Source organism: Caulobacter segnis (assembly GCF_023935105.1).
GTDB lineage: Bacteria > Pseudomonadota > Alphaproteobacteria > Caulobacterales > Caulobacteraceae > Caulobacter > Caulobacter segnis_B.
In genome coordinates this window covers 4163601-4187646 of record NZ_CP096040.1, presented here as the reverse complement: position 1 = coordinate 4187646, position 24046 = coordinate 4163601, and the positions used below count along the sequence as shown (strand labels likewise).

Here is a 24046-nt window from a genome sequence, read left to right as displayed (position 1 = left end):
GAGGTCCGGCGCCGGCTCTCCCGCGCCGGGCCTTCGCGATGCGACGGGTGTGATCTTGTCCCGAACGCCCGACGCTGCCAAAGGCCGGAGAGCGCAGGCTCTCCGGCCTCTTTTTCTTGCGCTCAGGCCGGCTCGATGACGACCGACAGCGGCCCGGCCTCGGCGGCCCAGACCAGCACCTTCTGGGCGGCGCGATCGTGGGTCCAGCGGGCGGCGGCCTGAGACAGGCGCACGATCGCGCCGTTCGGAAAGCGCGCCTCCGGGACGTAGATCTCGGTCGGCGCGACGATCGTCGGATCGGCCTCCAGTTCCAGTTCGAAGCGTTCGTCGGCGTAGCGCATCGTCGTGACGACGCCCTGGGTCAGCGGCGCGTAGGGGCGGCAGAAGCCCAGCAGGGCGCGGGCCCCGGCGTCGGGATCGTTCGGCGCTGGGCCATCGACCTGGTCGGGCGAGAAGATCGACAGGTCCTCCTGGTTCCAGCCGTCGCCGATCCGCAGGTCGTTGCGGTTGCTGGCGGTGTAGTTCCACTGGGTCGAGGACAGCTTCAGAGCGTCCAGGGCGTCGTACATCAGCGAAAGGGACTGGGCGTGGGCAGTCCAGACGCCTTCGCCGCGTTCGCCCCGCGCCCAGGCCTCGAACGCCTCGCCGTGATTGAGGTCGTAGGGGATGCCGAATTCACCGATCAGGGTCGGCGCGCCGTCGTCGCCGAACTTGCTCCCCAGCCAGGCGATATAGGCCATCTGGTTGAAGTACTTGGCCTTCAGCGGGTCGGGGGGCAGGTCGGGGTCGAAGCGCTTCTTGCGCAGGATGTCGATGTCGTACCAGTGGCTGGCGTTGACGCTGCGCTCGGGCATGGCGTCGGGGAACATCCGTCCGGTGCCGATCAGATAGGGGCACAGCTCGGCGAACAGCAGCCAGTCCGGCCGCACGGCGCGGACAGTTTCGGCCACCCGCGCGAAGAACGGGCCCATGCACTGGTTCTCGTGGTCGATCGGCTGGCCGTCGCGACCGCGGAAGAAATCCTCGTCCAGCACTAGGTCGCCGCCCGGATCGAAGCGCCAGGCGCCGGCTTGTTCGAAGGGGTCGGGGCCATCGTCGCGCCAGATCGAGACGCCCGCCGTATTGGCCGTCTCGTGGCCCAGCACGCGCAACATGCCGCGTTCGTCGCTCCAGCCCAGGGTGGCGACCTCGACGGTGCGGCCGCGCGCGGCGCGCAGGCCGTCCAGCGGCGTCCAGGCTGGGCCGGGCCAGACGGGCAAGGGATCCTCGGGCGTGGCCTTCAGACGCGGCTGGCTCATCGGCAGGCCGACCCAGCCCAGGCCGGGCTCGTTGAAGGTGTCGAAGCCGATGACGTTGTCCAGGTGCGCCACCCGGCGGGCCACGGCGGCCATGGCCCCCAGATAGTGGTCCTGCAGGAAGCGTTGGACGTTGCGGCCCTCGACGATCCAGTCGGGGGTCAGGATCTCGCCGGCGAAGAAGGCGCTCCAGGCAATGCCGTTGGCCGCCAGCCGGTAGTTGCTGGCCCAGCTCATCATCGGATAGCGGTCTTCCTGGCGCCGTTCCTCGCGGGCGTAGTCGTAGCGGTGCTGCATGACGTGCGCGGCGTCGGCGGCGTCGAACTTGGTGAAGTCCAGACCCAGGGCCTCGAACACCCAGCCGGGCGCGCCGTCGCCGCCGCTCATCCGGCTCCAGACATCCTGGTGGAAGTCGACGAAGACGAATAGGCCGTGAGACTGGGCGCGTTCCACGACGGCGGCGAAATAGTCGAGATAGTCCTCGTCGTACTGGCCCGGCCCTGCGTGCTCGACCGCCTCCCAGGTGGTCAGCAGGCGCAGGGTGTTGAAGCCCCAGCGGGCGATCCGGGCGAGATGCGCGTCGGCCTCCTCCAGCGGGAAGGGTCGGCCCACGAAACTGACCACGCGGTGGTCGGAAAAGTCGCTGGGCCGATCGGTGCCGCCGTCGGGCCAGGGGACCTTGCAGTCGCCGCCCAGATTGACCCCGCGCAGGATCGCGTGGCGTCCGTGCGCATCGACGAACCGGCTTCCACGAACATCGATCGACGGCTTTGACATTCCACTCCCCCGGAGGCATGGTGATTTTCGTTATACAAGTGGTGAATAAACGGGGCGCGCCGGTTGGTCCAGCCCCGAACGGGGAGGCGGAGTTGGGAAATCCAAGCGTTGCGGGGGGCGATGCGCCCAGGCTGACGGCTGTCCGGAAGGCGGCCATCGGCATCGGCGATTTCGGCTTCAACCTGTATTGGCAGACGGCCGGGCTCTACCTGCTGTTCTTCTATACCGACGTGCTGGACCTGCCGGCGGCGACGGCCGGCTTCATCTACATGGCGGCCCTGATCTGGGACGCGGCGCTGGATCCGGTGCTGGGTGTGGTGGTCGATCGGACCCGCACGCGGATGGGCCGCTACCGGCCCTATTTGCTTTTGGGTGGAGCGCCGCTGGCGCTCGGGTTCGTGTCGGTGTTCGCCGGACCGGTCTGGCCCGGCGCCGGGGCGGTGGTGTTCGCCGCGATCGCCCACCTGCTGTTCCGCACCCTCTACGCGGTGGTCTCGATCCCCTACGCGGCGCTGTTCGCCCGCATCACCCGCGACAGCGCCCAGCGGGGCGACATGGCCGGTGTGCGGATGGTGTTCGGGACCCTGGCGGCCATCGCGGTGGCCGCCCTGACCCTGCCCGTGGCCCAGGCCCTCTCGACACCCGAGGCGCCGCGCCGAGGCTGGCTGATCCTGGCCGCGGTCTATGGCGTTATCGCCGCCTTCTGCCTGCTGGCCGTGGCCTGGGCCGCGCGCGGGCTGGACGTGGCCGAGGACGAGGCCCCGCCGCCGCGCCCGCTGCGCGACGTGCTGCGCAGCCTGGCCGCCAACCGCGCCCTGATGCTGGTGCTGGGGGCGGTGGTGCTGAGCGCCTTCTCGGGCACGATGTTCTCCAAGAACCTGCTCTACTATTTCAAGTATGTGGTCGGCGACGCCAAACTGGGCAGCGTGGCCTTGGCCATCGGCGCCCTGACGGCGGCGATCTGCGTGCCGGCCTTCGCGGTCGTGGTCCGCCTGGCGGGCAAGCGCGCGACCTGGCTGATCGGCGCGGTCCCGGGCCTGGCGGGCCTGGTGCTGTGGCATCTGGCCGACGGCCAGGGCGTGGTGCTGCTGTTCGCCGCCGTGGTGCTGCAGGCCATGGGCCTGGCCTCCTACGTGGTCTGCTTCTGGGGCATGCTGCCCGACACCGTCGAGTACGGCGAATGGCGTACGGGCGTGCGCACCGAGTCGATGGTCTTCGGCCTGGTCGTGCTGGGCCAGAAAGCGGCCCTGGGCCTGGGCGCTGGGTTCCTGGGGATCGCCCTGACCCACGTCGGTTACGCGCCTAACGCGGCCCAGACTCCGGAGACCTTGGCCGGCATCAAGGCGATGATGTTCTGGATCCCGCTGGCCGGCGGCCTGGTCTCGGCCGGGCTGATCGCCCTCTATCCCATCACCCGCGCCTCGCACGAACGGATGGTGGCCGAGATCGCCGCCCGCTCGGCCGACGCGCCCGTCGCCCCCACCAAGCTGTCGCTCCAGGAAACGGTGATTCAATGACGCGTTCCGTCCATTTGGCCGCTCATCTGGCCGCTCCCCTGGCCCTCACGGGCGCTCTGGCCCTGGCGGGGCAGGCCCACGCCGCCACGCCCTGCGACGACCTGGCCAAGGTCCAGATCGCCGGCGCCAGGATCACCGCCGTCAAGGCGATGGCGATCGGCGCGCCGCAGGAGATCGAGGTGTTCGGCATACCGCCTCTGCCCGCCGCGGCCGCCTATTGCCGGGTCAACGCCACCCTGTCGCCGACCCCCGCCTCGTCGATCCGGGTCGAGGTCTGGTTGCCGGCCGAGGCCGCCTGGAACGGCAAGCTGATGGCCACCGGCAACGGCGGCTACGGCGGCACGCTCGGCGGGCCGCGCCTGGCCATGCGCCCGGCGGTCAAGGCCGGCTATGCCGTGGCCGGGACCGACATGGGCCATACCGAGGACGGGGCCGGCGGCTCGGCCGATTGGGCCCTGAACCAGCCCGAGAAGATCGCCGACTGGGGCCATCGCGCCAACCACGAGACCGCCGTCTTCGCCAAGGCCCTGATCGCCGCCCACTATGGCAAGGGCCCGCGCCGCGCCTATTTTACCGGTTGCTCGGACGGCGGCCGCGAGGCGTTGATGGAGGTCCAGCGCTATCCGGGCGACTTCGACGGCGTCGTGGCCGGCGCGCCGGCCAACGCCTGGACACGGCTGATGGGCAGCTTCGCCTGGTCGTGGAAGGCCGTGCACGAGGTCCCGGAAAGCCGCATCCCTGACGCCAGCCTGGCCATCGTCCAGAAGGCGGCCCTAGCTCAGTGCGACCAGCTGGACGGCGTCGCCGACGGCGTGGTCGAGGATCCGCGCCGCTGCCGCTTCGACCCCGGCGTCGTTCAGTGCAAGGAGGGGCAGACCAAGGAATGCCTGACCCCGGCTCAGGTCGCGGGGCTGCGCAAGCTGTACCAGGGCCCGCGTGACGCCAGGGGCAGGTCGATCCTGCCCGGCTATCCGGCTGGCGGCGAGGCTACGCCCGGCGCCTGGCCGTTGTGGATCACCGGCGACAAGGCCCAGCACCCGTCGTTCGCGCGCTCGTTCTTCGCCAACTTTGTCTATTCCAACACCCGCTGGCAGCTGACCCAGCTGAACCTCGACAAGGACCTCAAGGCCGCCAAGGCGATCGAACCGACCGTGGCCTCGGACAATCCCGACCTCTCGGCCTTCAAGGCGCGGGGCGGCAAGCTGATCCTGTTCCACGGCTGGTCCGACGCGGCGATCACGCCGCTGGCGACGATCCAGTACTATGACGCGGTGCGCGCCAGGATGGGCGTGAAGTCGGTCGACAGCTTCTCGCGCCTGTTCATGGTCCCAGGCATGTCGCACTGCTTCGGCGGTCCGGGTCCCAACAGCTTCGACATGCTGGCGACATTGGATGCCTGGGTCGAGGGTGGCCGGGCGCCCGACACGGTGATCGCGTCCAAGCTGGACAACGACTACGCCGACCTGCTGGGCATGCCCGCCAAGACGGTGCGGACCCGGCCCCTGTGCGCCTATCCCAAGGTGGCGCAATGGGATGGCAGGGGCTCCACCGATGTCGCGACCAGCTTCAGCTGCCAGGTCGCCGAGCGCTAAAGCCGTCGTCCTCGACCCTGCGGCCGTGAGGCGATCAGGGTCGAGGACGGACCGTAGGGTTCGTTAGCGGATCGCCGCGCGGGCCTGGCGATCCAGGGCGCGGGCCTGTTCGTCCGTGACCTCGGCGTCACCATTGCCGGCGCCGCCGACCGTGGCCGAAACGTTCGAGGCCGCTTCGGTCGCGGCCACGGCGCCGCCGCGGCGCGTCGCGCCGTTCTGCAGCCAGTCGATATAAAGCAGGCGGTCGGCCGAGGTCATGCCGACGTCGAAGTTGCGGCTGCGCCAGCCTTGCTCCATGCCCACGCCTTCGCCCTCGGTAGCCAGGGCTTGGTAGTAGGACTTGGCCGTGTTCAGGCGGCCGGTCTGCTGATAGGCGGTGGCCAGGTTGAAGCGGTTCACCACCGTCGGGGCCTCGGCGACCACGCGCTTTTGCAGATTGGTGGCCAGCCAGTAGTTGCCTTGCGCCAGTTCGTACTGGGCCTTGTCCGAGTTGGTTTGAGCGTCGCTGCGGGCCAGGGCCGACGAGGCGCCGCCAATCGCGAGGCCAAACGCCGCCGTCACGAGAATAGCTTTGCTATTCAGCATGTCTAACTCTCCATAGATTTTGATCGAGTAGTTTAGTTAATGGTCAAGTTACTCGGGGGGAAACTGGAGAATTAGCGAAGTTATGCTGTGTCGGTTCCTCGACCGTTCAACAATTGTGTGGCGAAGCTTGTTGTGGCGCTTGGCCTGTTGCGTAGCGGCCACGCAGACTCCGTTCCAACCCGCCAACGGACGCTCGACGCTGAGCCGCGCCGTGCTAGCGTCGCCGTGCTCAATCTTTGGACGGGGACGATCGATGGGTGAGGGATTCAAGGCCGCGGTTCTGGCCGCGGGTTTGCTGGCCGGTGTGTCGGCGACCAGCGCGGCCAGCGCGGCGCAGGTGGAGGCCGTCAGCGCCGCCCGGCTGCTGGACGTGGCGACGGGCAAATATGTCGACAACCCGCTGGTGATCGTCACCGATGGCCGCATCACCAGCATCGGCAAGAAGGGCGACGCGGTCCCGGCCGGCGCAAAGCTCGTCGACCTGCCGGGCGCGACCCTGCTGCCGGGCCTGATCGACATGCACACCCACATCGACGGCCTGGCCGAGGTGGGCGGCTATAACAGCCTGCAGTACAGCGACCGCTTCTGGAGCGTGGTCCAGGTGGCCAACGCCAGGAAGACTCTGGACGCCGGCTTCACCACCATCCGCAATGTCGGGTCGGCCGACTTCGACGATGTGGGTCTGCGCGAGGCGATCGACGCCGGCTATGTGGTCGGGCCGCGCGTGGTCACGGCGACCTGGGCGATCGGCGCGACCGGTGGCCACTGTGACTCGACCTTCTTCCCGCCATCGATGGACCAGAAGGGCCCCTACAACATCGACAGCCCGGACGAGGCGCGGAAGGTCGTCCGGACGCTGAAGAAGTACGGCGCGCAGGTGATCAAGATCTGCGCGACCGGCGGGGTGTTCTCGCGCGGTGACGAGCCGGGCCAGCAGCAGCTGACCTATGACGAGATGCACGCCGTGGCCGACGAGGCCCACATGGCCGGGCTGAAGGTCGCCGCCCACGCCCACGGCGCGGCGGGCATCCGCGAGGCCATCAAGGCCGGCATCGACACCATCGAGCACGCCAGCCTGGTCGACGACGAGGGCATCAAGCTGGCGGTCCAGCACGGGACCTACTTCTCGATGGACATCTACAACACCGACTACACCCAGGCCGAGGGCAAGAAGAACGGCGTGCTGGAAGACAATCTGCGCAAGGACCGCGACATCGGCGAGATCCAGCGCCAGAACTTCAAGAAGGCGCTGAAAGCCGGGGTGAAGATGATCTACGGCACCGACGCCGGGGTCTATCCGCACGGCGACAACGCCAAGCAGTTCGCGATCATGGTCCGCTATGGGGCCACGCCGCTGCAGGCGATCCAGACCGCGACGATCACCGCCGCCGAGGCCCTGGGCCAGTCCAAGGACGTCGGCCAAGTCGCCGTCGGCCGCTATGGCGACATCATCGCGGTGGCGGGCGACCCGCTGGCCGACGTGACGACTCTGGAGAGGCCGGTGTTCGTGATGAAGGGCGGCGACGTGGTGAAGCAGCCTTAGGGCGCGCCGGTCTCGACTATCGGGCGCGGAGCGCCTAGATGCAGCGCTCCCCCTTCACAGGACCTTCGACGTGATCGCCTTCGAGGCCGTTTCCAAGACCTATGCCGCCGGCGCGCATGCCGCCCTGAGCGAGGTCACCCTATCGGTGAAGGCCGGCGAGGTGTTCGGCGTGATCGGCGCCTCGGGCGCGGGCAAGTCGACCCTGATCCGGCTGATCAACGGGCTCGAAACCCCGACCGGCGGTCGGGTGGTGGTGGACGGCGACGACGTGGCGGCCCTGGGCGTTGAGGGCCTGCGGGCCCTGCGTCGGCGGGTAGGGATGATCTTCCAGCACTTCAACCTCTTGTCGGGCAAGACGGTCGCCCAGAACGTCGCCTTCCCGCTGAAGTTGGCCGGCCGACCCGCCTCCGAGGTTAAGGCGCGCACGGCCGAGCTGCTGGCGCGCGTCGGCCTCTCCGATCACGCGGCCAAGTATCCGGCCCAGCTGTCGGGCGGCCAGAAGCAGCGGGTGGGCATCGCCCGCGCCCTGGCCACCGGCCCCAAGATCCTGCTGTGCGACGAGGCCACCAGCGCCCTCGACCCCGAGACGACCGAGCAGATCCTGGACCTCGTCTCGGGCCTGAACCGCGAGCTGGGCCTGACCATCGTGCTGATCACCCATGAGATGGACGTGGTTCGCCGCGTCTGCGACCGCGTCGCCGTGCTGGAGGCCGGCCGCGTGGTCGAGGAGGGGCCGGTGGAGGACGTCTTCCTGCATCCGGCCAGCGACACCGCCCGCCGCTTCGTCAGCGAGGCGGATGGCGAAGTGGCCAGCGCGCCGGGCTTCGAGGGCCGCGTCGTGCGCCTGACCTTCAAGGGCGAGGCGACCTACAAGCCGGTGCTGGGCGAGGTCGCCCGCGCCACCGGCGTCGACTATTCGATCCTGGGCGGCCGCATCCACCGCCTGCGCGAGACGCCTTACGGCCAGCTGACCCTGGCCCTGACCGGCGGCGACGTGAACGCCGCCATCGCCCAGTTCCAGGCGGCCGACGTCCGCGTCGATGATCTCGGCGCACCCCATGGGGCAGGGGAGGGCCGGTGATGGAAAACATAGACTGGAGCGAAATCGGCCAGGCCACGCTCGACACCCTGGCGATGCTGGGTGGATCGATGGTCCTGACCGTCCTGCTGGGCTTGCCGCTGGGCGTGATCCTGTTCCTGACCGGCAAGGGCCAAATGCTCGAGAACCGCCTGGCCAACGGCGCGCTGTCTCTGCTGGTCAACGTGCTGCGCTCGGTGCCGTTCGTGATCCTGCTGATCGTGATGATCCCGCTGACCGTGGCCCTGGTCGGCACCTCGCTGGGCGTGGCCGGCGCCATCCCGCCGCTGGTGGCGGGCGCCGCGCCGTTCTTCGCCCGCCTGGTCGAGACCGCCCTGCGCGAGGTCGACAAGGGCGTGATCGAGGCCAGCTTCGCCATGGGCGCCAAGCGGCGTCAGGTGGTGCTGGGCGCGCTGCTGCCTGAGGCCCTGCCGGGCCTGATCGCCGCGGCGACGGTGACCGCCATCGCCCTGGTCTCCTACACTGCCATGGCCGGCGTGGTCGGGGCCGGCGGCCTCGGGGACCTCGCCATCCGCTTCGGCTACCAGCGCTTCCAGACCGACGTGATGATCGTCACCGTCGTCCTGATGCTGGTGCTGGTGCAGGTGCTGCAGATGATCGGCGACACGGTGGTGCGAAAGGTGTCTCACAAATGACCGACGAGAACGAAGATCGCCACTGGGACGCCGCCTTCGCCAAGACCCTGCTGGGCAAGACCCTGCTGATGAACCTGACCTTCCTCGATGACGACGGCGAGGTGAGCGAGCGCCAGCAGTTCTTCGGCGTGGTCATCGACGCGACCGAGGACGAGGGCATCGTGCTGGACCTCCTGGGCGAGCACGACGGCGACACCTACACCCTGCCGCCCCAGACCTCGGCCATCGAGCCTGCCGAGCCGGGCGTGACCACCCTCGAGGGCGAGAAGCCCGACTTCGTGGCCAACTGGATCATCCACGGCCTGCCGGACGTTCCGGATGCGGCCAACGACGACGCGTAAGCCTTCTTCGCCTCCAGGCGCAAGGCCTAGGAAGGGCGGGTTGGGGCGCGGGCGAAGTTCGGACTCTTCTCGACCTCTCCCCAGGAAATCTGATTTCCTCCGGGGGCGCTAACCGGGCAAAAGCCTACCCGTTCGATCGCCTTATGGAGCCGTTCATGGTCGCCCGCCGCGCTATTCTCGTTCTCGGCCTCGCCGCCCTGACCTTGGCCGCCTGCGGTCCCAAGGAGCCCAAGGCTAGCGCGCCCGACACCCTGACCATCGCCGCGACCGCGATCCCACACGCCGAAGTCCTGGAGTTCATCAAGCCGAAGCTGGCCGCCGAGGGGCTGAAGCTGGAGATCAAGGTCTTCAACGACTACGTCCAGCCCAACACCCAGGTCGCCGAGAAGCGCATCGACGTGAACTACTTCCAGACGCTGCCCTATCTGGAGGACTTCAACCGCCAGAAGGGCACGGCCCTGATCCCGCTGCTGGGCGTCCACGTCGAGCCGATCGGCGCCTATTCGGCCAAGTGGAAGACCATCGGCGAGGTGCCGAACGGCGCCACGGTGGCCATCCCCAACGACGGCAGCACCGAGGGCCGCGCGCTGATCCTGCTGGCCAAGAACGGCGTCATCGGCCTCAAGGACCCCAGCAACGCCCTGTCGACCGTCAAGGACATCACCAGCAACCCCAAGAACCTGAAGTTCAAGGAGCTGGAGGCGCCGGCCCTGCCGCGCGTGCTGAACCAGGTCGACCTGGCGGTGATCAACACCAACTACGCCCTCGACGCCAAGCTGAACCCGGCCAAGGACGCCCTAGTCATCGAGGACAAGACCAGCCCGTACGTGAACTATCTGGTCGGCCGGGCGGACAACAAGGACGACCCGCGCGTCAAGAAGCTGGAGGCGGCCCTGACCACGCCGGAGGTCAAGGCGTTCATCGAGAAGAAGTACGCCGGCGCGGTGGTCCCGGCGTTCTAGGGATTTCCCTCTCCCCTTGCGGGAGAGGGGGGCCGCCGAAGGCGGTCGGGTGAGGGGGTGAAGACGAGATCCGCCGCGACCGGCCTATCCGCCGTCGCGGCGGTTTGCGTTTGTGCGACCCCTCATCCGTCGCTTTCAGCGACACCTTCTCCCGCAAGGGGAGAAGGGGGACTCGCTACTCCTGACATTTCACCGTACCTATCAGCGACCGCACGCCTCGGAGCCCGCATGGCCTCGCCTTCGCTGAAATCGACCGCCGGCCGCATGCTGGTGCTGGACGTGGCCAATTCGTCGGGCCTGGAAGACTGGGCGCCCGACCTGCAGAAGACCAAGGTCTACGAACGCATTCTGCTCGATCTGATCCTGGGCGAGCTGCCGGCCGGGGCGCGGCTGGACGAGCAGTCGCTGGCCGCGCGCTACGAGACAGGACTGGCCGGGGTCCGCGACGCCCTGGGCCGCCTGGCGCTGGAGGGCCTGGTCGTGCGCCGCGCCCGCTCGGGCACCCTGGTCTCGCCGCTGGACCTGGTCGAGCTGCGCCAAGGCTACGAGGCGCGGGTGCTGATCGAGCCGCACTGCGCGGCCCTGGCGGCCCGAAACGCCAGCAAGGCCGAAGCCCAGGCGATGTACGAGGTCTTCGCCGATGGCGAGGAGGCCGCCCGCACTTGCGACCTGCCGGCCCTGGTGGCCATGGACCTGCGCTTCCACGCCCACGTGGCGCGGGCCTCGGGCAACCTGGCCCTGGCGCGGATCCTGATCCCTCTGCAGCACAAGGCGGCCCGTTTCTGGGTGTTCTCGTTCAACGGCGCCACCGAGCAGGAGTTGATGGACGAGATCGAGGAGCACCGCCAAGTGGCCCGCGTCATCGCCGGCGGCGACGCCGAGGCCTCGCGCCAGGCCATGCTGCGCATTCTGAACGTCCAGCCCGAGGCGCAGACACGGCCCCACGTCGGGGCCGCCTAGACCCTACGTAAGGTGAGGCTTCCCCGCCACAGCCTCTTCGCAATCTCCTGTAAAATGTCAGAAGGCATTTTGACGAACATCAAGGGATCACCAGATATCGGCGACCGAACCGCCGGGGAGTCCTGTCTGGCGGCGTGAAGGTCCGATCGCGATGCCGCTTAGACACGTCCTGCTCTCCGCCAGCGCCCTGGCGTTCTCGACCCTGAGCGGGCTCGCCGCCCATGCCGAGACCCAGGTTGCCGATCAGGTGGACGCGGTGGTGATCGTGGCGCGCGACAAGGCGGGTCTGCTGGAAAAACGGCCCAGCGACACGGTGTTCGGGATCGACAAGCCGCTGATCGAGACCCCGCGCTCGGCCAGCCTGGTCAGCGACCTGACCCTGGAACGCTACGGCGTCCTGACCCTGGACGGGGCGACCAAGGTCTCGCCGGGGACCCACACGGCCAGCTTCTACGGGGTGCCGGGCGCGCTCAACATCCGCGGCACCCTGGCCGAGAACTACTTCCGCGGTTTCAAGCGGGTGGAGAACCGCGGCACCTATTCGACCCCGATCGGCGGGGCGGCGCGCATCGAGATCCTGCGCGGTCCGCCGACCCCGGTCTATGGCGCCGGCAAGGTCGGCGGCCTGGTCAACTTCATCCCCAAGTCGGCCCGTGACGAGGGTCGCTTCCTGGCCCAGCCGGAGGGCGAGGTCACCGCTACCTTCGGCAGCTACAACAAGAAGCTGGTCACCGGCCAGTTCGGCGCGCCCGTTAGCCTGGGCAAGGCCGAGGGCGGCGTCTGGGTCTATGGCGAGGCCGAGGACAGCCACAGCTACTATCGTGGGATCTATCCGCGTCACCAGACGCTGGAGATCTCGTCCGACTTCGACCTGGGGAACGGCTGGAGCACGGCCTTCGGCGGCATGGCGTTCCATTCGGACGGCGACGTGCAGACGCCGGGCTGGAACCGCCTGACCCAGGATCTGATCGACAATCGCACCTATGTCACGGGCCGCGACACGACGCTGCGGGACCTGGACGGCAACGGCAAGCTCACGCCCAACGAGATCGGATCGTACCCCTACGCCAGCGCCCTCTACCTGGCCTATTACGGCTTTCCCAGCACGGACGCGGTCCACACCCTGGACACCGGCGTCGGCGTGACCAAGCTGGATCGGCGCACGGTCTATATCAGCCCGGCCGACTTCTCGAAGACCAACACCCAGACCCTCTATTTCGACCTGGCCAAGGACCTGGGCGGCGACCGTTCGATCAAGCTGCAGCTGTTCCACGACCGCCAGGACAACAAGCGGTTCGTCTCTTACGGCTATCCTTCGGCCGTCGACGCCAAGGTCAGCGAGGTTCGCCTGACCTACGCCTTCCCGACCGATGTCGGGATTGTGCACGCCAGGACCCTGGTCGGTGGCTCGCACCGCTGGTTCGAGGGCCGCCGGCGCGAGAGCTACAACAGCGGCCTGATCACCCTGGACCGCCGCGACATCAGCTTCGGCGCGACCGCCACCGACACCATCGACAGCCCGTTCGACGACGAGCCCGGCGGGGTCGGCGTGCAGTGGGAGAACGACAACCGCTCCAAGTGGAAGCAGTCGGGCGTCTTCGTCACCTCCGACATCGATGTCGGCCGCCTGAACCTCGTTCTGGGCGGCCGCTGGGACCACTACAGCGTCGAGAGTCAGGACACGGGGATCCTCAGCTTCGTTCCGGCCGGACTTCAGACGGGCGACCGTGACAAGGCCACCTACAGCGCCAGCCTGACCTACAAGCTGCCGATCGGGCTGATGCCGTACATCAGCTACGCCAAGGCCGCGGCGCTGGAGATGAGTCAGGCGGGCGACGTCGCGCCAAACCTGGTGGCCGACGGCTCGTGGCTCTCGGGCTCCGACCTGACCGAGGCCGGCGTGAAATTCCAGCTGCTGCACGGGACGCTGATCGGCTCGCTAGCGGCGTACCGGCAGAACCGCACCCAGATCGCCGGCGCCATCGCGCCGCCGGCCGTGCAGGGCACGCGCGCCAAGGGCGTCGAGTTGGAGGTCCGCTGGCTGGCGTCCGAGCGCCTGTCCTTCACCTTCGCCGGCAACAGCCAGCGCACGACCGTGAAGGGGCCCGACGCGTCGTTCCAGTACATCCCGGCCTACGCCGCCGGGGTGACGGGCGCGCAGGGCTATGGCGGCTCGTACGTGGTGTGGAGCTTCGCGTCCTTGCCGGGGCGGAGCGGCGACTACGCCTACACCCTGACGCCGAAGTCGGTGGTCAGCCTGTATGGAACCTACACCAGCAAGGGCTACGACTGGGGCCAGGCGGGGGCGACGGTCGGCGTCAGCCACGTCAGCCGCACGGCGGGCACGGTGCAGAACGGGGTGCATTATCCGGCCTACAGCCTGGTCAACGCCTCGGCATTCGTGCAGCGCGGGCCTTACACCCTGTCGGTCAATGTCGATAACCTGTTCGACACGTTCTATTTCACTCCCGACGCCGACACCTACGCCAACCTCGGCGCCCTGCCCGGCAGGGGCCGGGAATGGCGAGCCACCCTGAAGCGGACGTTCTGATCGTGATCACGCCTTCCGAAGACCGCTTCCGCCCCTGGGTGCTGCTGGCCGCCTTCAGCCTGCTGCTGTTTCTGATCACCGCCTCGACCTACGGCTCGCTGGGCGTGGTTCTGCCGGCCATGATCGGCGAGTTGAAATGGAGCTTCGAGAAGGCGTTCCTGGGTTTCTCGGTGCTGGGCGTCTTCACCGGCGCCTCATCGTGGCTGCCGGCTATCCTGATCCGCAAGATCGGCGTGCGGGGCACGCTGCTGGCGGGCGCGGCGGTGCTGGCGGGCGGGTTCGTGGGGCTGGCCAATTCCGAGAGCCTGCTCAGCTACTACGCCGGCGCGGCCGCGTGCGGCGTCGGCTTCCAGATGGCGGCGCTGATCCCCGGCACCCACGTGCTGTCGTCGCTGTTTCGCAAGCGCGCGCTCCCCTTCGGGATCTACTTCACCTTTGGCTCGCTGGGCGGAGCGGCGGGACCGTGGATGGCCCTGACCCTGATGGGCGGCAGCGGGAACGACTGGCGGCACTACTGGATCGTCCAGGCCGCGCTGGCCGCCGGGGTGGGTCTGGTCTGCGCGGTGATGGTCGGCGGCTCGAAGTGGCTGGCGCGCGCCGCCCACGAGGTCGATCTGGAGGTGGAGCAGGAAGCTCGCGAGGCGCCCGCCAACGCCCGCGTCTATCGCACGGCCCACGAGTGGACCGTCCAGCAAGCCTTGCGCACACCGCAGTTCTACATCCTGGTCGCCGCCTATTTCAGCCACTTGCTGGTTGGGGTGACCGTGGCCAGCGTCTCGGTGACCCACCTGACCGAACTGGGCGTCGCCGCCAGTGTCGCGGTCGTCGCGGCTGGCGCGCTGGCCGCCAAGATGTTGAGTCTGGAATCGCTGATGCAGACCTTGGCGCGGCTGGCTGGCGGCGCGCTGGGCGATCGTGTCGATCCGCGCTGGCTGCTGGTCCTGGCGCAAGGGATGCTAGTGGTCGGCCTGCTGGCCCTGGCCCACGCGGCCACGCCGGTGCTGATGCTGGTCTACGCCATCGGCACGGGCGTCGGCTTCGGCCTGACCGTCCTGGCCGTCACGGTATTGCTGCTGAACTACTACGGACGCCAGAGCAATCTTGAGCTCTTCTCGCTGACCTGCCTGGTCGGCGCGGTGTCGGCGGCGGGGCCGTTCATCGCCGGGGCCATGCGCGATCGTCTGGGCGGCTTCGCCCCGACCTTCCAGCTGTTCGCGGCCGTCACGGCGGTAGTGTTCGTGGCCGTGCTGGCCATGCGCCCGCCGAAGACCCCGGTGACCTGACAGACAAAAGAAAAGCCGCTCCGGCGAACCGGAGCGGCTGATCTCGTCTACCCAAGTCGTAAGACTTAGAACGCGGCCTTCAGACCGACGGCGACGCGGCTGCCGTAGATCTTGCCGTAGCCATGCTCGTCGGTGTCCGAGTAGCGGACATCCAGGCCAAGCCGGTCGGTGACGGCGTAGGTCAGGCCCAGGTTCCAGGTGGCGTAGTCTCCGGCCTTGTCGATTTCCTGGTGGCCCAGGGCGCCGCTCAGCGTCAGCTTCTTCATCACGGGCACAGCGCCGTTGACTTCATAATAGACGGCGTCGCCGGTCTTGCCCGGGAACTCGGGCGAGTAGTACACGGCCAGGCCGAAGGTGGCGGGGCCGACGGCGCGCGAAGCGGCGGCCTTCAGCTCGACGTAGCTGTACGAACCCGGGGTCAGGCCCTTGTCCTTGCTGTAGCCATAGTACAGGACGCCCAGGTCCAGCGAGGTGTCGCCGATGGTCGGGCGGACGCCGGCGTACAGGTCGATCTCGGCGCTCGGATCATTGGCGCCGAAGTCGACGTTCGAGGCCCAGACGCCCGCGTAGCCGATGCCGTAGGTGGCGTCGACGCCGCCCTGGATGGCCGGATCTTCCTGGGTCTGGCTCACGCCGCGGAACACGTAGTCGCTGGTGACGCCGACGTTGTACGAGAGCTTCAGCTCCTCGGCCATCGCGGCGCCGCTCAGGGCGACCGTGGCGGCGGCGGCGGCCAGCGCGATCTTCATGGCTTTCATAAATTCTATCCCCTTTTCTGTGTCGTCTCCCGGGTTGGTTCCCGAGCCCCGACGGCGCCTGCAAGCGCGTTGCGTCCCCGGTCGATTAGTCGAGGGCGCGCTTCTAGTTGCAATCAAGGGAATCCGAACGCCAGCGAGAAGGGCGCCTACCGCCCAAGATTTGGGCGTAGTGTGACGATTTTGCTTCAGAACGCACGCAGTTCGGCCACAGGCGCCGGAAAGTCGAATTCAGCTTGGCTGTGGCGGGGCTAGCGCAGCCGCAGACTCGCCCCGCCCAAGTGCAGGCCCCCGTCGATCAGCAAGGTCTCGCCGGTGACGTGGCGCGAGGCCGGCGAGGCGAAGAACACCGCCGAAGCGGCGACGTCCTCGGCCGTCGAGGCGACTTTCAGCGGCGTGGCGGCCTTCGAGGCGGCTCGCAGGCGCTCGGTGCGTTCATCGTCCATCACCTTGCTGAACCAAGGCGTGTCGATGAAGCCCGGGCATATGGCGTTCACGCGGATGTTCGGACCCAGCGCCCTGGCCAGGGACAGGGTCATGGTGGTCATCGCGCCCTTGGAGGCGGCATAGGGCACGGACGAGCCATTGCCGACAACGCCCGCGATCGAGGCGGTGTTGACCACGGCCCCTGGCTGCGGCGCGGCCTCCAGCAGCGCGCGGGCCGCGCGGACCATCTGGAAGGCGCCGACCACATTGACCGAATAGAGCCGCAGGAAGTCGTCGGCGTTCACCGCGTCGAGGTCGGCGTGGTTCGGGGCGAACTTGGTGACGCCGGCGTTGTTGAACAGGGCGTCGATCCGGCCCGTGCTCGCGGCGGCCGCGACGATCTTCTTGCAGTCTTCGTCGATGGCGACATCGCCCTGGACCAGCGCGGCCTTGGCGCCCTCGGCCTCGACGAGACGAGCGGTCTCCTCGGCTTCCTGGGCGCTGCTGGCGTAGTTGACGACCACCAGAGCCGCGCCGCGCCGGGCCACCTCGACCGCGATCGCGCGGCCCAAGCCCGTCGAGGCCCCCGTGACCACCACCGTGTAACCGTCGAAGTCCCGCATCGCCGCTCTCCCGAACAACTGTTCGCGATGTTGTAGCGAGGCGTGCGCGGCTTGTCTCGCGGGCCCCTTCTTGTCTCGCGGAGCGGGGAGGCCTAAATCGCGGCGATGACCGATCTGAACGTCACCCAGCTGGGCCGCGTCGTCGACGCCCCGGAGACCCCCGAGGCCGCCGTCCTCGAGCGCGTGCCCAATCCACAGAGCGACGTGCTCTATCTGGCCCGCTTCGTCGCGCCGGAGTTCACGTCCTTGTGCCCCGTGACGGGGCAACCCGACTTCGCTCATCTGGTGATCGACTACGCGCCGGGCGACTGGCTGATCGAGAGCAAGTCGCTGAAGCTGTATCTGACCAGCTTCCGCAACCACGGCTCGTTCCACGAGGACTGCACCGTCAAGGTCGCCCGCAAGATCGTCGAAATCGCGGCTCCCCGCTGGCTGCGCATTGGCGGCTACTGGTATCCGCGCGGCGGCATCCCGATCGACGTCTTCTGGCAGACCGGACCGGCGCCGGAAGGCCTGTGGGTCCCCGACCAGGGCGTGGCCCCGTACCGCGGCCGAGGCTGATGGACCAAAAAGAAGGGCGCGCCTCCCCGGCGCGCCCTTTTTCCTTGGCCGCGCCAAGGATTGCGGTCGCAGATGGGGTCGCGACGCGCGAGTGAGGAGCGTCCTTCCGCACGCCCATCTCCAAAATTGGCTTGGAAGCGGTAGGGCGCGCATGAGGGCAGCGCGCCAACGTCCGGAAGGACTTCATTCTCATCGCCCGCCCGGTTCGCGCCGTCAGCGGTCGTGCGACCAGCAAGCGCGAAGCGGCGGCGAAGCGACGAAACGGGACGACGGCGCGTCGGGCGGGGGCTGCGCGCGGCCGCGCTTCGGCTAGACTGCGTTCATGAAAGACGTCGACGTCGGGCTGAAGTCGGACCTTTTCAGGCAGGCGCTGCCCCTTACGCTGGGCGTATGGGGGCTGGACACGCTGCTGTTTGGCTTGCCGTACCTGGCCAGCGGCAAGGCGCCGCCGCCGGGCGTCCTGGCCAGCCATTTGCTATTCATGGCCTTGGGGGCGCTGCTCTCGGGGGTGATCTATATCCGCGCCCGCCGCACGCTGGAGGCCGACCAGCCCGTGCGCTTCGCGGCCCTGGCGCCGGCCGTGGTGGGGCTGGGCCTGGTGCTCGCCGTGTCGGACCTGCTGATCGGCGGACGCCTGCGGGCGGTGCTGGATGGGGCCCATCCGACCTGGCGGGTTGTGGCCGCGCGCGCCGCCAGCGAGTTCATGATCGGCGCCTGGATGTTCGCCCTACTGGGCGCGCTGTATCTGATGATGATCGCCGTGCGGGTGACCCGCGAGCGCGAACGACAGCTGGCCGACGCCCGCGCCCAGGCCCTGGCCGCCGAGGCCCAGGCCAGCGCCGCGCGTCTGGCGGCGCTGCGCTACCAGCTCAATCCGCACTTCCTGTTCAACACGCTGAACGCCGTTTCCGCGTCGGTGATCACCGGCCGTAACGACGAGGCCGAGTCGATGCTGGCGCGCCTGGCCGAGTTCCTGCGCCTGACCCTGGCGGCCGATCCCCAGGCGATGATCCCGCTGGAGGACGAACTGGCCACCCTGCAGGCCTATCTGGAGATCGAAAGCGTGCGCTTCCGTGACCGCCTGGGGCTGGAGTTTTCGTGCCCCGACGCGCTGAGCGTGGCGGTCGTGCCCAGCTTCATCCTGCAGCCGCTGATCGAGAACGCGGTCAAGCACGGCGTGGCCCCGACCAGCCGGCCGGTGACCATCCGGCTGGAGGTCTCGCGCGACGGCGAGGATCTGGTGGTGATCGTCGAGGACGACGGCGAGGTCCTGACGCATCAAGCGGAGGGCCGGAAAGCCGAGGGTATGGGCGTGGGTCTGACCAATGTCCGTCAGCGGCTGGAAGCGCTGTACGGCGCGCGGGGCGTGCTGCAGGCGGCCCCGCGCGAGCGCGGCTTCCTGGTGCTGGTCCGTATTCCCTTGCAACTGGACGCCACGACCCGGGCGAGGGCGGCGTGATGGAGCTGAAGGTCCTGCTGGTCGACGACGAGCCTGCGGCGCTGGAACGACTGTCGGCCTTGTTCGCCCAGATCCCCGACACCCGGCTGGTCGGCGTGGCCCGGAACGGCCGCGAGGCTGGCCAGGCGATCGCCGAACTGGCGCCGGACCTGGTCATGCTGGACATCCAGATGCCCGAACTGAGCGGTCTGGCCCTGGCCTCCGAGCTGGCGACCGAGACCCGGCCGGAGATCGTCTTCGTGACCGCCTTCGAGGTCTACGCCGCCGACGCCTTCGCGGTGGAGGCCGCCGACTACCTGCTGAAACCCGTGCGGTTCGACCGGCTGCGCCAGGCCGTCGAGCGGGCGCGCCGTCGCCGCACCCTGCGGAAGGCCTTCGAGCTGGCAGAGGCCGCGCCGGTGCGCGAGAACGATCTGGACGGCATCTGGGTCGCCACGCGCCAGGGTCATGTGCGCGTCGCGGTCGCCGAGATCGACTGGATCGAGGCGGCCAAGGACTACGTCCTGCTGCATACAGCTACCCGCAGCCACATCCACCGCATCACCATGAGCGCGCTGGAACAGGCCCTGGATCCGGCCAAGATGATCCGCGTCCACCGCTCCGCCTTCGTCAGTCCGGATCGGGTCGAGGCGGTCAACCGCCTGGGCAAGGGCCTGATCGCCCTGGTGCTGCGCGACGGCGTCGCCGTACCTGTGGGGCCGACCTATGTGAAGGCGGTGCAGGCGCGGCTGGGGCTGGGGTGCCTGGAGGGCGCCTAGCTCTTCGCCAGCCGACGCCTATTGGCCCGCACCTTCCTGCGCAGATGCGCCAGCGATCCCGAAGCTATGGCCGGGGCCGAGGCGCCCAGTTGGCCGGTCATGGCCATCATCGGCAGGGTCATGGCGGCCGTCACCTTTTCGCCGACCATCAGCTGGGCCTCGGCCTGGGCGGCCGCGCCGCCGGCCGCCAGCTTCATCATGCGCAGGCCGATGACGCTGGAGGCCTCCAGTCCCAAGGCCCATGTGTCGAAGGCCAGGCTGGTCCAGGGATCCTTGCGTCGCGCCATCTTGGTCTCCTGCGTCTGTCGAAGAACGAACGCTCCAGCCTCAGGCTGGGCTCCATTCGCTGGTGATCGCCGCCACGTCGGGACGCACGCGTTCCTGCGGCTGCTCGGTGGTCGTGCCCAGGTAGAGATAGCCGGCGACCTGCTCGCCCTCGGCCAGGCCCAGGATCGTCGTGGCGCGCGGGTCATAGCTGTACCAGTCGGTAATCCAGTTGGCGCCCCAGCCCAGCGCGGCGGCGGCCAGCAGCATCTGGTGGCAGACCGCCGAGGCGCTCTGGCGCTGCTCCCACTCGGGGATCTCGCCGGGAATGAAGCGCGAGATCACGGCCACCGCGACAGGCGGTCGGGTCAGCTTGCGCAGGGCGGCCTTGGCCTTGGTCGGGTTGGCCTGGCTGTCGGCCAGCTGGGTGATCCGCTCGGCGAAGACGTCCTTGGCCGGGCCTTGCAGGATCACGAACCGCCAGGGGGCCAGCTTGCCGTGGTCGGGCACGCGGGCGGCCAGGCGCAGGATGTCGGCCAGCTGGTCCGCGTCCGGACCCGGCGCGGCCAGGGCCATGGCGCTGGCCGAGCGGCGGCGCGCCAGGAAGGCGACAACCTCGGGCGACGCCTCGACCGGCAGCGTTTCGCCAAATTCGGGGGCGGGGGGAACGGAACCTGCCAAGACGTCATCTCCGAAGCGTTATAGACCGCACACCTATGGCCGCGCCCCGGCCGCCACAAGTCGCGAGCGCCCGATGTCCGAAAAGCCCGCCTGGTTGAAGCCGCACGGAAGGCCGTGGGGAGTCTCGTCCAGTCAAGTCGTGTACGACAATCCCTGGATCACCGTGACCGAATACCAGGCGATCGCGCCAACGGGGCGCCCGGCGCTGTACGGCAAGATCGGCTTCAAGAACCAGGCGATCGGCGTTCTGCCTTTGCACGCCGACGGCACAGTGACCCTGGTCGGCCAGAACCGTTTCAGCCTCGCCAACTACAGCTGGGAGCTGCCCGAGGGCGGCGCGCCGCATGGCGAAGATCCGCTGGACGGCGCCAGACGTGAGCTGGCCGAGGAGGTGGGGCTGCGAGCCGCCGACTGGCGCCAGATCCTGCGCATGGAGCTGTCCAATTCGGTCACCGATGAGATCGCGACCGGCTTCCTGGCGATGGATCTGTCGCCCACCGAAACCGCGCCGGACGAGACCGAGGACCTGGCCGTGGCCCGCGTGCCGTTCCGCGAGGCGCTGGACGCGGCGGTCGACGGCCACATGCCCGACGCCATCACCGTGGCGCTGCTGCTGCGGGTCCACCTGATGGCGGTGCGCGGCGACCTGCCCGCCGAACTGGCGGCCCTGATCCTTTAGGCGCGGAATTGATCCTGATCGTGTTTGCTGGCCGCGTTTTCGGCCAGAAGCGCGGCCATGCAGATCTCCAAGACGCCCCACCTGACGCCACAATCCCTGGTCGGTCGCCGGTTCGCGCCCGATGTCTTCGGCGACGTCAAGGTGGCCCTGGTCGGCTACTGCCCGCCGCCTTCGGCCCTGGACCGCTATAATCCGGAACGGGTCGAGGACCAGCACTTCATTCACGTGTCGCCCGACAGCGTCCGGCTGCTGAGCCACGGCGGGCGACGGTTCCTGTCCCTTGCCCACGTCTATGGCGGACCGGTGTCCAGCTCGACGGCCGAGGAACTGGCCTATTACGGGATCGAGCTGATCCTGGCCTATGGCCTGGCCGGAGGCTTGGGGACCCGCGACCTGGGCATGGGCGACTTCTATCTGGCCGAGGACACTCTGGCGGCGGACGGCACGACCCCGCATTACACCGGCGCGCGCATCCTGCGAGCGGACCAGAGACTGATCGACGCGACGATGGCCGCATGGCCTGGCTCGGCCCCATTGCACCCGGTGCGCGTGGCCACGGGCGATGCGATCTATCGCGAATATGACGCCACGCTGGACGCCTATCGGCTGGAAGGGTGCGATATCGTCAACCTGGACTGCGCCCACCTCTACGCCGCCGCGCGGATCAATTCGTCGGGGCGAGCGATGCGGACGATGCAGTGCGGGGTGATTTCAGACGTCGTTCCGATGGGCCCTGACACGAAGTCCAGCAGCACGCTTTCGGCCATGCTGGCCGGCGGCGGCGAGGGCTTGAACCCGCTGGAACGCACCGGCGAGATCGTTTCTTTCTTCGTCGAGACCTTGACGCCGGCGCTTCAGCCCTGATCTGAGCGATGTCCGCATGTTTGGCGCGGCGTCCTTGGACGCCGAACTTCCGTGAGGGATTTGTGGAGCATTTCGTATAAGGATGCTCTATCCGCTAGCCTTCTGGGAAGGGAGAGCCCGATGGCCAAGCCTTTGGAAGTCGTGACGCCTGACACCGAGACCCCGGTCTGGGTGGCGCTGCGCAACCAGGCCGAACACGCCGCCAAGGCCGAGCCGGCCCTGGCTTCGCTGCTGAACGCCGTGGTGCTGAGCCACGACAACCTGGCCGACGCGCTGAGCTTCCAGCTGGCGCGCAAGCTGGGCGACCAGGAACTGCGAGCCATGACCGCGCGCGAGTTCGCCGCCGACGCGTTCAAGAACGATCCCTCGATCGTCGAGGCGGCCGAGGCCGACCTCAAGGCGGTGTTCGAGCGCGATCCGGCCTGCAAGGGCTATGTCCAGCCGTTCCTGTTCTTCAAGGGCTTCGCCGCCCTGCAGACCCACCGCGTCTCGCACTGGCTGTGGACGCAAGGGCGCGAGACCCTGGCCTTCTACCTGCAGAGCCGGGCCAGCGAGGTCTTCCAGGTCGACATCAATCCGGCCGCCCGCATCGGCAAGGGCGTGTTCATCGACCACGGCACCGGCATCGTCATCGGCGAGACCGCGGTGGTCGGCGACGACGTCTCGATGCTGCACGGCGTGACCCTGGGCGGCACCGGCGCCGATCGCGGCGATCGTCATCCCAAGATCGGCAACGGCGTCCTGCTGGGCGCGGGCGCCAAGGTGCTGGGCAACATCACGGTCGGCGACTACGCCAAGATAGCCTCCGGCTCTGTGGTGCTGCGCCCGGTGCCGGCCCATTGCACGGCCGCCGGCGTGCCCGCCCGCCTGGTCAACTGCCCGACCTGCGAGGAGCCGGCCCGGACCATGGACCACACCCTGGCCGAAACCGTCTATTCGTACGAAATCTAGGTGCGCCTGCTTCGTCGTCTGAGCGGCGCCCTGCTGGCGGTCGCCCTGACCGCCTGCGCGCCTGTCTCGCGCGCCGCCACCGCGCCCGTTGGCGGATATACGGTCGTGAAGGCCTATCCGCACGACGCCAACGCCTTCACCGAGGGCCTGTTCTATCGCGACGGCTTCATGTTCGAGAGCACGGGCCTGAAGGACCGCTCGTTCATCCGCAAGTGGAACCTCGAGACAGGCTTTTCCGAGCAGGAGCGCCTGCTGGACAGCCGCTATTTCGGCGAGGGCATCGTCGACTGGAAGAACCGCCTCTACGAGCTGACCTGGACCGACGAGATCGGCTTCATCTACGACATCGACACCTTCGAGAAGATCGGCGAGTTCAGCTATCCGGGCGAGGGCTGGGCCCTGACCCGCGACGACAAGCGGCTGATCATGAGCGACGGCACCTCGTTCATCCGCTTCCTGGATCCGGAGACCCTGAAGGAGACCGGCCGCATCGAGGTCACCGACCACGGCGTGCCGGTGCGAAACCTCAACGAGCTGGAATATGTGAAGGGCGAGCTGCTGGCCAATGTCTGGCAGACCACCCGCATCGCCCGCATCAATCTGGCCACGGGGGAAGTCACCGGCTGGGTGGAACTGGCGGGCCTGCTGAAGGAGGCTGGCGTCACCGGCCAGCGCGACGACGTGCTGAACGGCATCGCCTACGATGCCGCCAGGGATCGGTTGTTCGTCACCGGCAAGCTCTGGCCCAAGCTGTTCGAAATAAAATTGCTCCCGCCGAAGTAGGTGGCGGAACCACGTTCGGGGGCTGGCGTTTACCTCACGTCCGCCCCTCTACGCCCCCCCGACCTAGTGGGCGGACCTTGGGCCCCGGCCGCGAGACGCCGC

The 24046-nt window shown here is 68.5% G+C and carries 23 protein-coding genes; 17 read left to right on the top strand and 6 right to left on the bottom strand.

The features are described 5' to 3' along the window. Positions 1–122: 122 nt before the first annotated feature. Positions 123–2072, bottom strand: a complete 1950-nt coding sequence (locus MZV50_RS19575) for a glycoside hydrolase family 5 protein (RefSeq protein WP_252630948.1) — start codon at positions 2070–2072, stop codon at positions 123–125. 92 nt (positions 2073–2164) lie between these two features. Here MZV50_RS19575 and MZV50_RS19570 point away from each other — a divergent pair, with 92 nt between their 5' ends. Then, positions 2165–3589, top strand: coding sequence for an MFS transporter (locus MZV50_RS19570; protein ID WP_252630947.1), 1425 nt, complete (start codon positions 2165–2167; stop codon positions 3587–3589). Beyond that, the gene (locus tag MZV50_RS19565; protein WP_252630946.1) at positions 3586–5181 is read left to right on the top strand and encodes a tannase/feruloyl esterase family alpha/beta hydrolase; all 1596 of its coding nucleotides are present in this window, start codon (positions 3586–3588) and stop codon (positions 5179–5181) included. Before MZV50_RS19570 ends, MZV50_RS19565 begins: the two co-directional genes overlap by 4 nt. A 63-nt stretch (positions 5182–5244) precedes the next feature. Here the strand turns inward: MZV50_RS19565 and MZV50_RS19560 are convergent, their stop codons facing one another. After that, positions 5245–5766: a hypothetical protein gene (locus MZV50_RS19560; protein ID WP_252630945.1), complete on the bottom strand. Its 522-nt coding sequence runs from the start codon at positions 5764–5766 to the stop codon at positions 5245–5247. Positions 5767–6019: 253 nt separating this feature from the next. Here MZV50_RS19560 and MZV50_RS19555 point away from each other — a divergent pair, with 253 nt between their 5' ends. From MZV50_RS19555 to MZV50_RS19520, 8 genes are all read left to right on the top strand, one after another. Next, positions 6020–7309, top strand: a complete 1290-nt coding sequence (locus MZV50_RS19555; protein WP_252630944.1) for a Xaa-Pro dipeptidase — start codon at positions 6020–6022, stop codon at positions 7307–7309. A 70-nt stretch (positions 7310–7379) separates the two neighbouring features. Next, a complete protein-coding gene (locus tag MZV50_RS19550) occupies positions 7380–8390 on the top strand; it encodes a methionine ABC transporter ATP-binding protein (protein ID WP_252630943.1) in 1011 nt (336 codons plus the stop codon). Beyond that, positions 8390–9043: a methionine ABC transporter permease gene (locus MZV50_RS19545; RefSeq protein WP_252630942.1), complete on the top strand. Its 654-nt coding sequence runs from the start codon at positions 8390–8392 to the stop codon at positions 9041–9043. The genes MZV50_RS19550 and MZV50_RS19545 overlap by 1 nt, the downstream gene beginning before the upstream one ends. After that, positions 9040–9384, top strand: coding sequence for a hypothetical protein (locus MZV50_RS19540; protein WP_252630941.1), 345 nt, complete (start codon positions 9040–9042; stop codon positions 9382–9384). The genes MZV50_RS19545 and MZV50_RS19540 overlap by 4 nt, the downstream gene beginning before the upstream one ends. Before the next feature lie 143 nt (positions 9385–9527). Further along, on the top strand, positions 9528–10346 hold the full coding sequence (locus tag MZV50_RS19535; RefSeq protein WP_252630940.1) for a MetQ/NlpA family ABC transporter substrate-binding protein: 819 nt from the start codon (positions 9528–9530) through the stop codon (positions 10344–10346). Positions 10347–10574: 228 nt separating this feature from the next. Continuing rightward, positions 10575–11306, top strand: coding sequence for a GntR family transcriptional regulator (locus tag MZV50_RS19530; protein WP_252630939.1), 732 nt, complete (start codon positions 10575–10577; stop codon positions 11304–11306). Between the two features lie 151 nt (positions 11307–11457). Then, positions 11458–13857, top strand: coding sequence for a TonB-dependent siderophore receptor (locus tag MZV50_RS19525; protein ID WP_252630938.1), 2400 nt, complete (start codon positions 11458–11460; stop codon positions 13855–13857). Next, on the top strand, positions 13827–15140 hold the full coding sequence (locus tag MZV50_RS19520; RefSeq protein ID WP_252630937.1) for an MFS transporter: 1314 nt from the start codon (positions 13827–13829) through the stop codon (positions 15138–15140). The genes MZV50_RS19525 and MZV50_RS19520 overlap by 31 nt, the downstream gene beginning before the upstream one ends. A 65-nt stretch (positions 15141–15205) precedes the next feature. Here MZV50_RS19520 and MZV50_RS19515 read toward each other — a convergent pair whose 3' ends face one another. Further along, the gene (locus MZV50_RS19515) at positions 15206–15898 is read right to left on the bottom strand and encodes a TorF family putative porin (protein WP_252630936.1); all 693 of its coding nucleotides are present in this window, start codon (positions 15896–15898) and stop codon (positions 15206–15208) included. 248 nt (positions 15899–16146) lie between these two features. Next, complete coding sequence (locus MZV50_RS19510; protein ID WP_252630935.1) at positions 16147–16962, bottom strand: SDR family NAD(P)-dependent oxidoreductase; 816 nt, start codon at positions 16960–16962, stop codon at positions 16147–16149. An 87-nt stretch (positions 16963–17049) separates the two neighbouring features. On the opposite strand from MZV50_RS19510, the gene queF reads away from it, so the two are divergent. From queF to MZV50_RS19495, 3 genes are all read left to right on the top strand, one after another. After that, positions 17050–17505: a preQ(1) synthase gene (gene queF / locus MZV50_RS19505; protein WP_252630934.1), complete on the top strand. Its 456-nt coding sequence runs from the start codon at positions 17050–17052 to the stop codon at positions 17503–17505. A 322-nt stretch (positions 17506–17827) separates the two neighbouring features. Next, complete coding sequence (locus tag MZV50_RS19500; RefSeq protein WP_252630933.1) at positions 17828–18964, top strand: sensor histidine kinase; 1137 nt, start codon at positions 17828–17830, stop codon at positions 18962–18964. Further along, positions 18964–19722: a LytR/AlgR family response regulator transcription factor gene (locus MZV50_RS19495; RefSeq protein ID WP_252630932.1), complete on the top strand. Its 759-nt coding sequence runs from the start codon at positions 18964–18966 to the stop codon at positions 19720–19722. The genes MZV50_RS19500 and MZV50_RS19495 overlap by 1 nt, the downstream gene beginning before the upstream one ends. On the opposite strand, the gene MZV50_RS19490 is transcribed toward MZV50_RS19495, so the two are convergent. After that, positions 19719–20009, bottom strand: coding sequence for a hypothetical protein (locus tag MZV50_RS19490; RefSeq protein WP_252630931.1), 291 nt, complete (start codon positions 20007–20009; stop codon positions 19719–19721). The two genes, MZV50_RS19495 and MZV50_RS19490, sit on opposite strands and share 4 nt — an antisense overlap. 40 nt (positions 20010–20049) lie before the next feature. Continuing rightward, complete coding sequence (locus tag MZV50_RS19485; RefSeq protein WP_252630930.1) at positions 20050–20667, bottom strand: nitroreductase family protein; 618 nt, start codon at positions 20665–20667, stop codon at positions 20050–20052. A gap of 73 nt (positions 20668–20740) precedes the next feature. On the opposite strand from MZV50_RS19485, the gene MZV50_RS19480 reads away from it, so the two are divergent. The 4 genes from MZV50_RS19480 (at position 20741) to MZV50_RS19465 (ending at position 23944) form a co-directional block, all read left to right on the top strand. Beyond that, positions 20741–21346 (top strand): NUDIX domain-containing protein, encoded by a 606-nt coding sequence (locus MZV50_RS19480; RefSeq protein WP_252630929.1) that lies wholly within the window; start codon positions 20741–20743, stop codon positions 21344–21346. Between the two features lie 57 nt (positions 21347–21403). After that, a complete protein-coding gene (locus MZV50_RS19475) occupies positions 21404–22210 on the top strand; it encodes a phosphorylase family protein (protein WP_252630928.1) in 807 nt (268 codons plus the stop codon). A gap of 120 nt (positions 22211–22330) precedes the next feature. After that, entirely contained in the window at positions 22331–23161 is an 831-nt protein-coding gene (gene cysE, locus MZV50_RS19470; protein ID WP_252630927.1) for a serine O-acetyltransferase, read from the top strand. After that, positions 23162–23944 (top strand): glutaminyl-peptide cyclotransferase, encoded by a 783-nt coding sequence (locus MZV50_RS19465; protein WP_252630926.1) that lies wholly within the window; start codon positions 23162–23164, stop codon positions 23942–23944. It begins immediately after the preceding gene. The last annotated feature ends 102 nt before the right edge of the window (positions 23945–24046 follow it).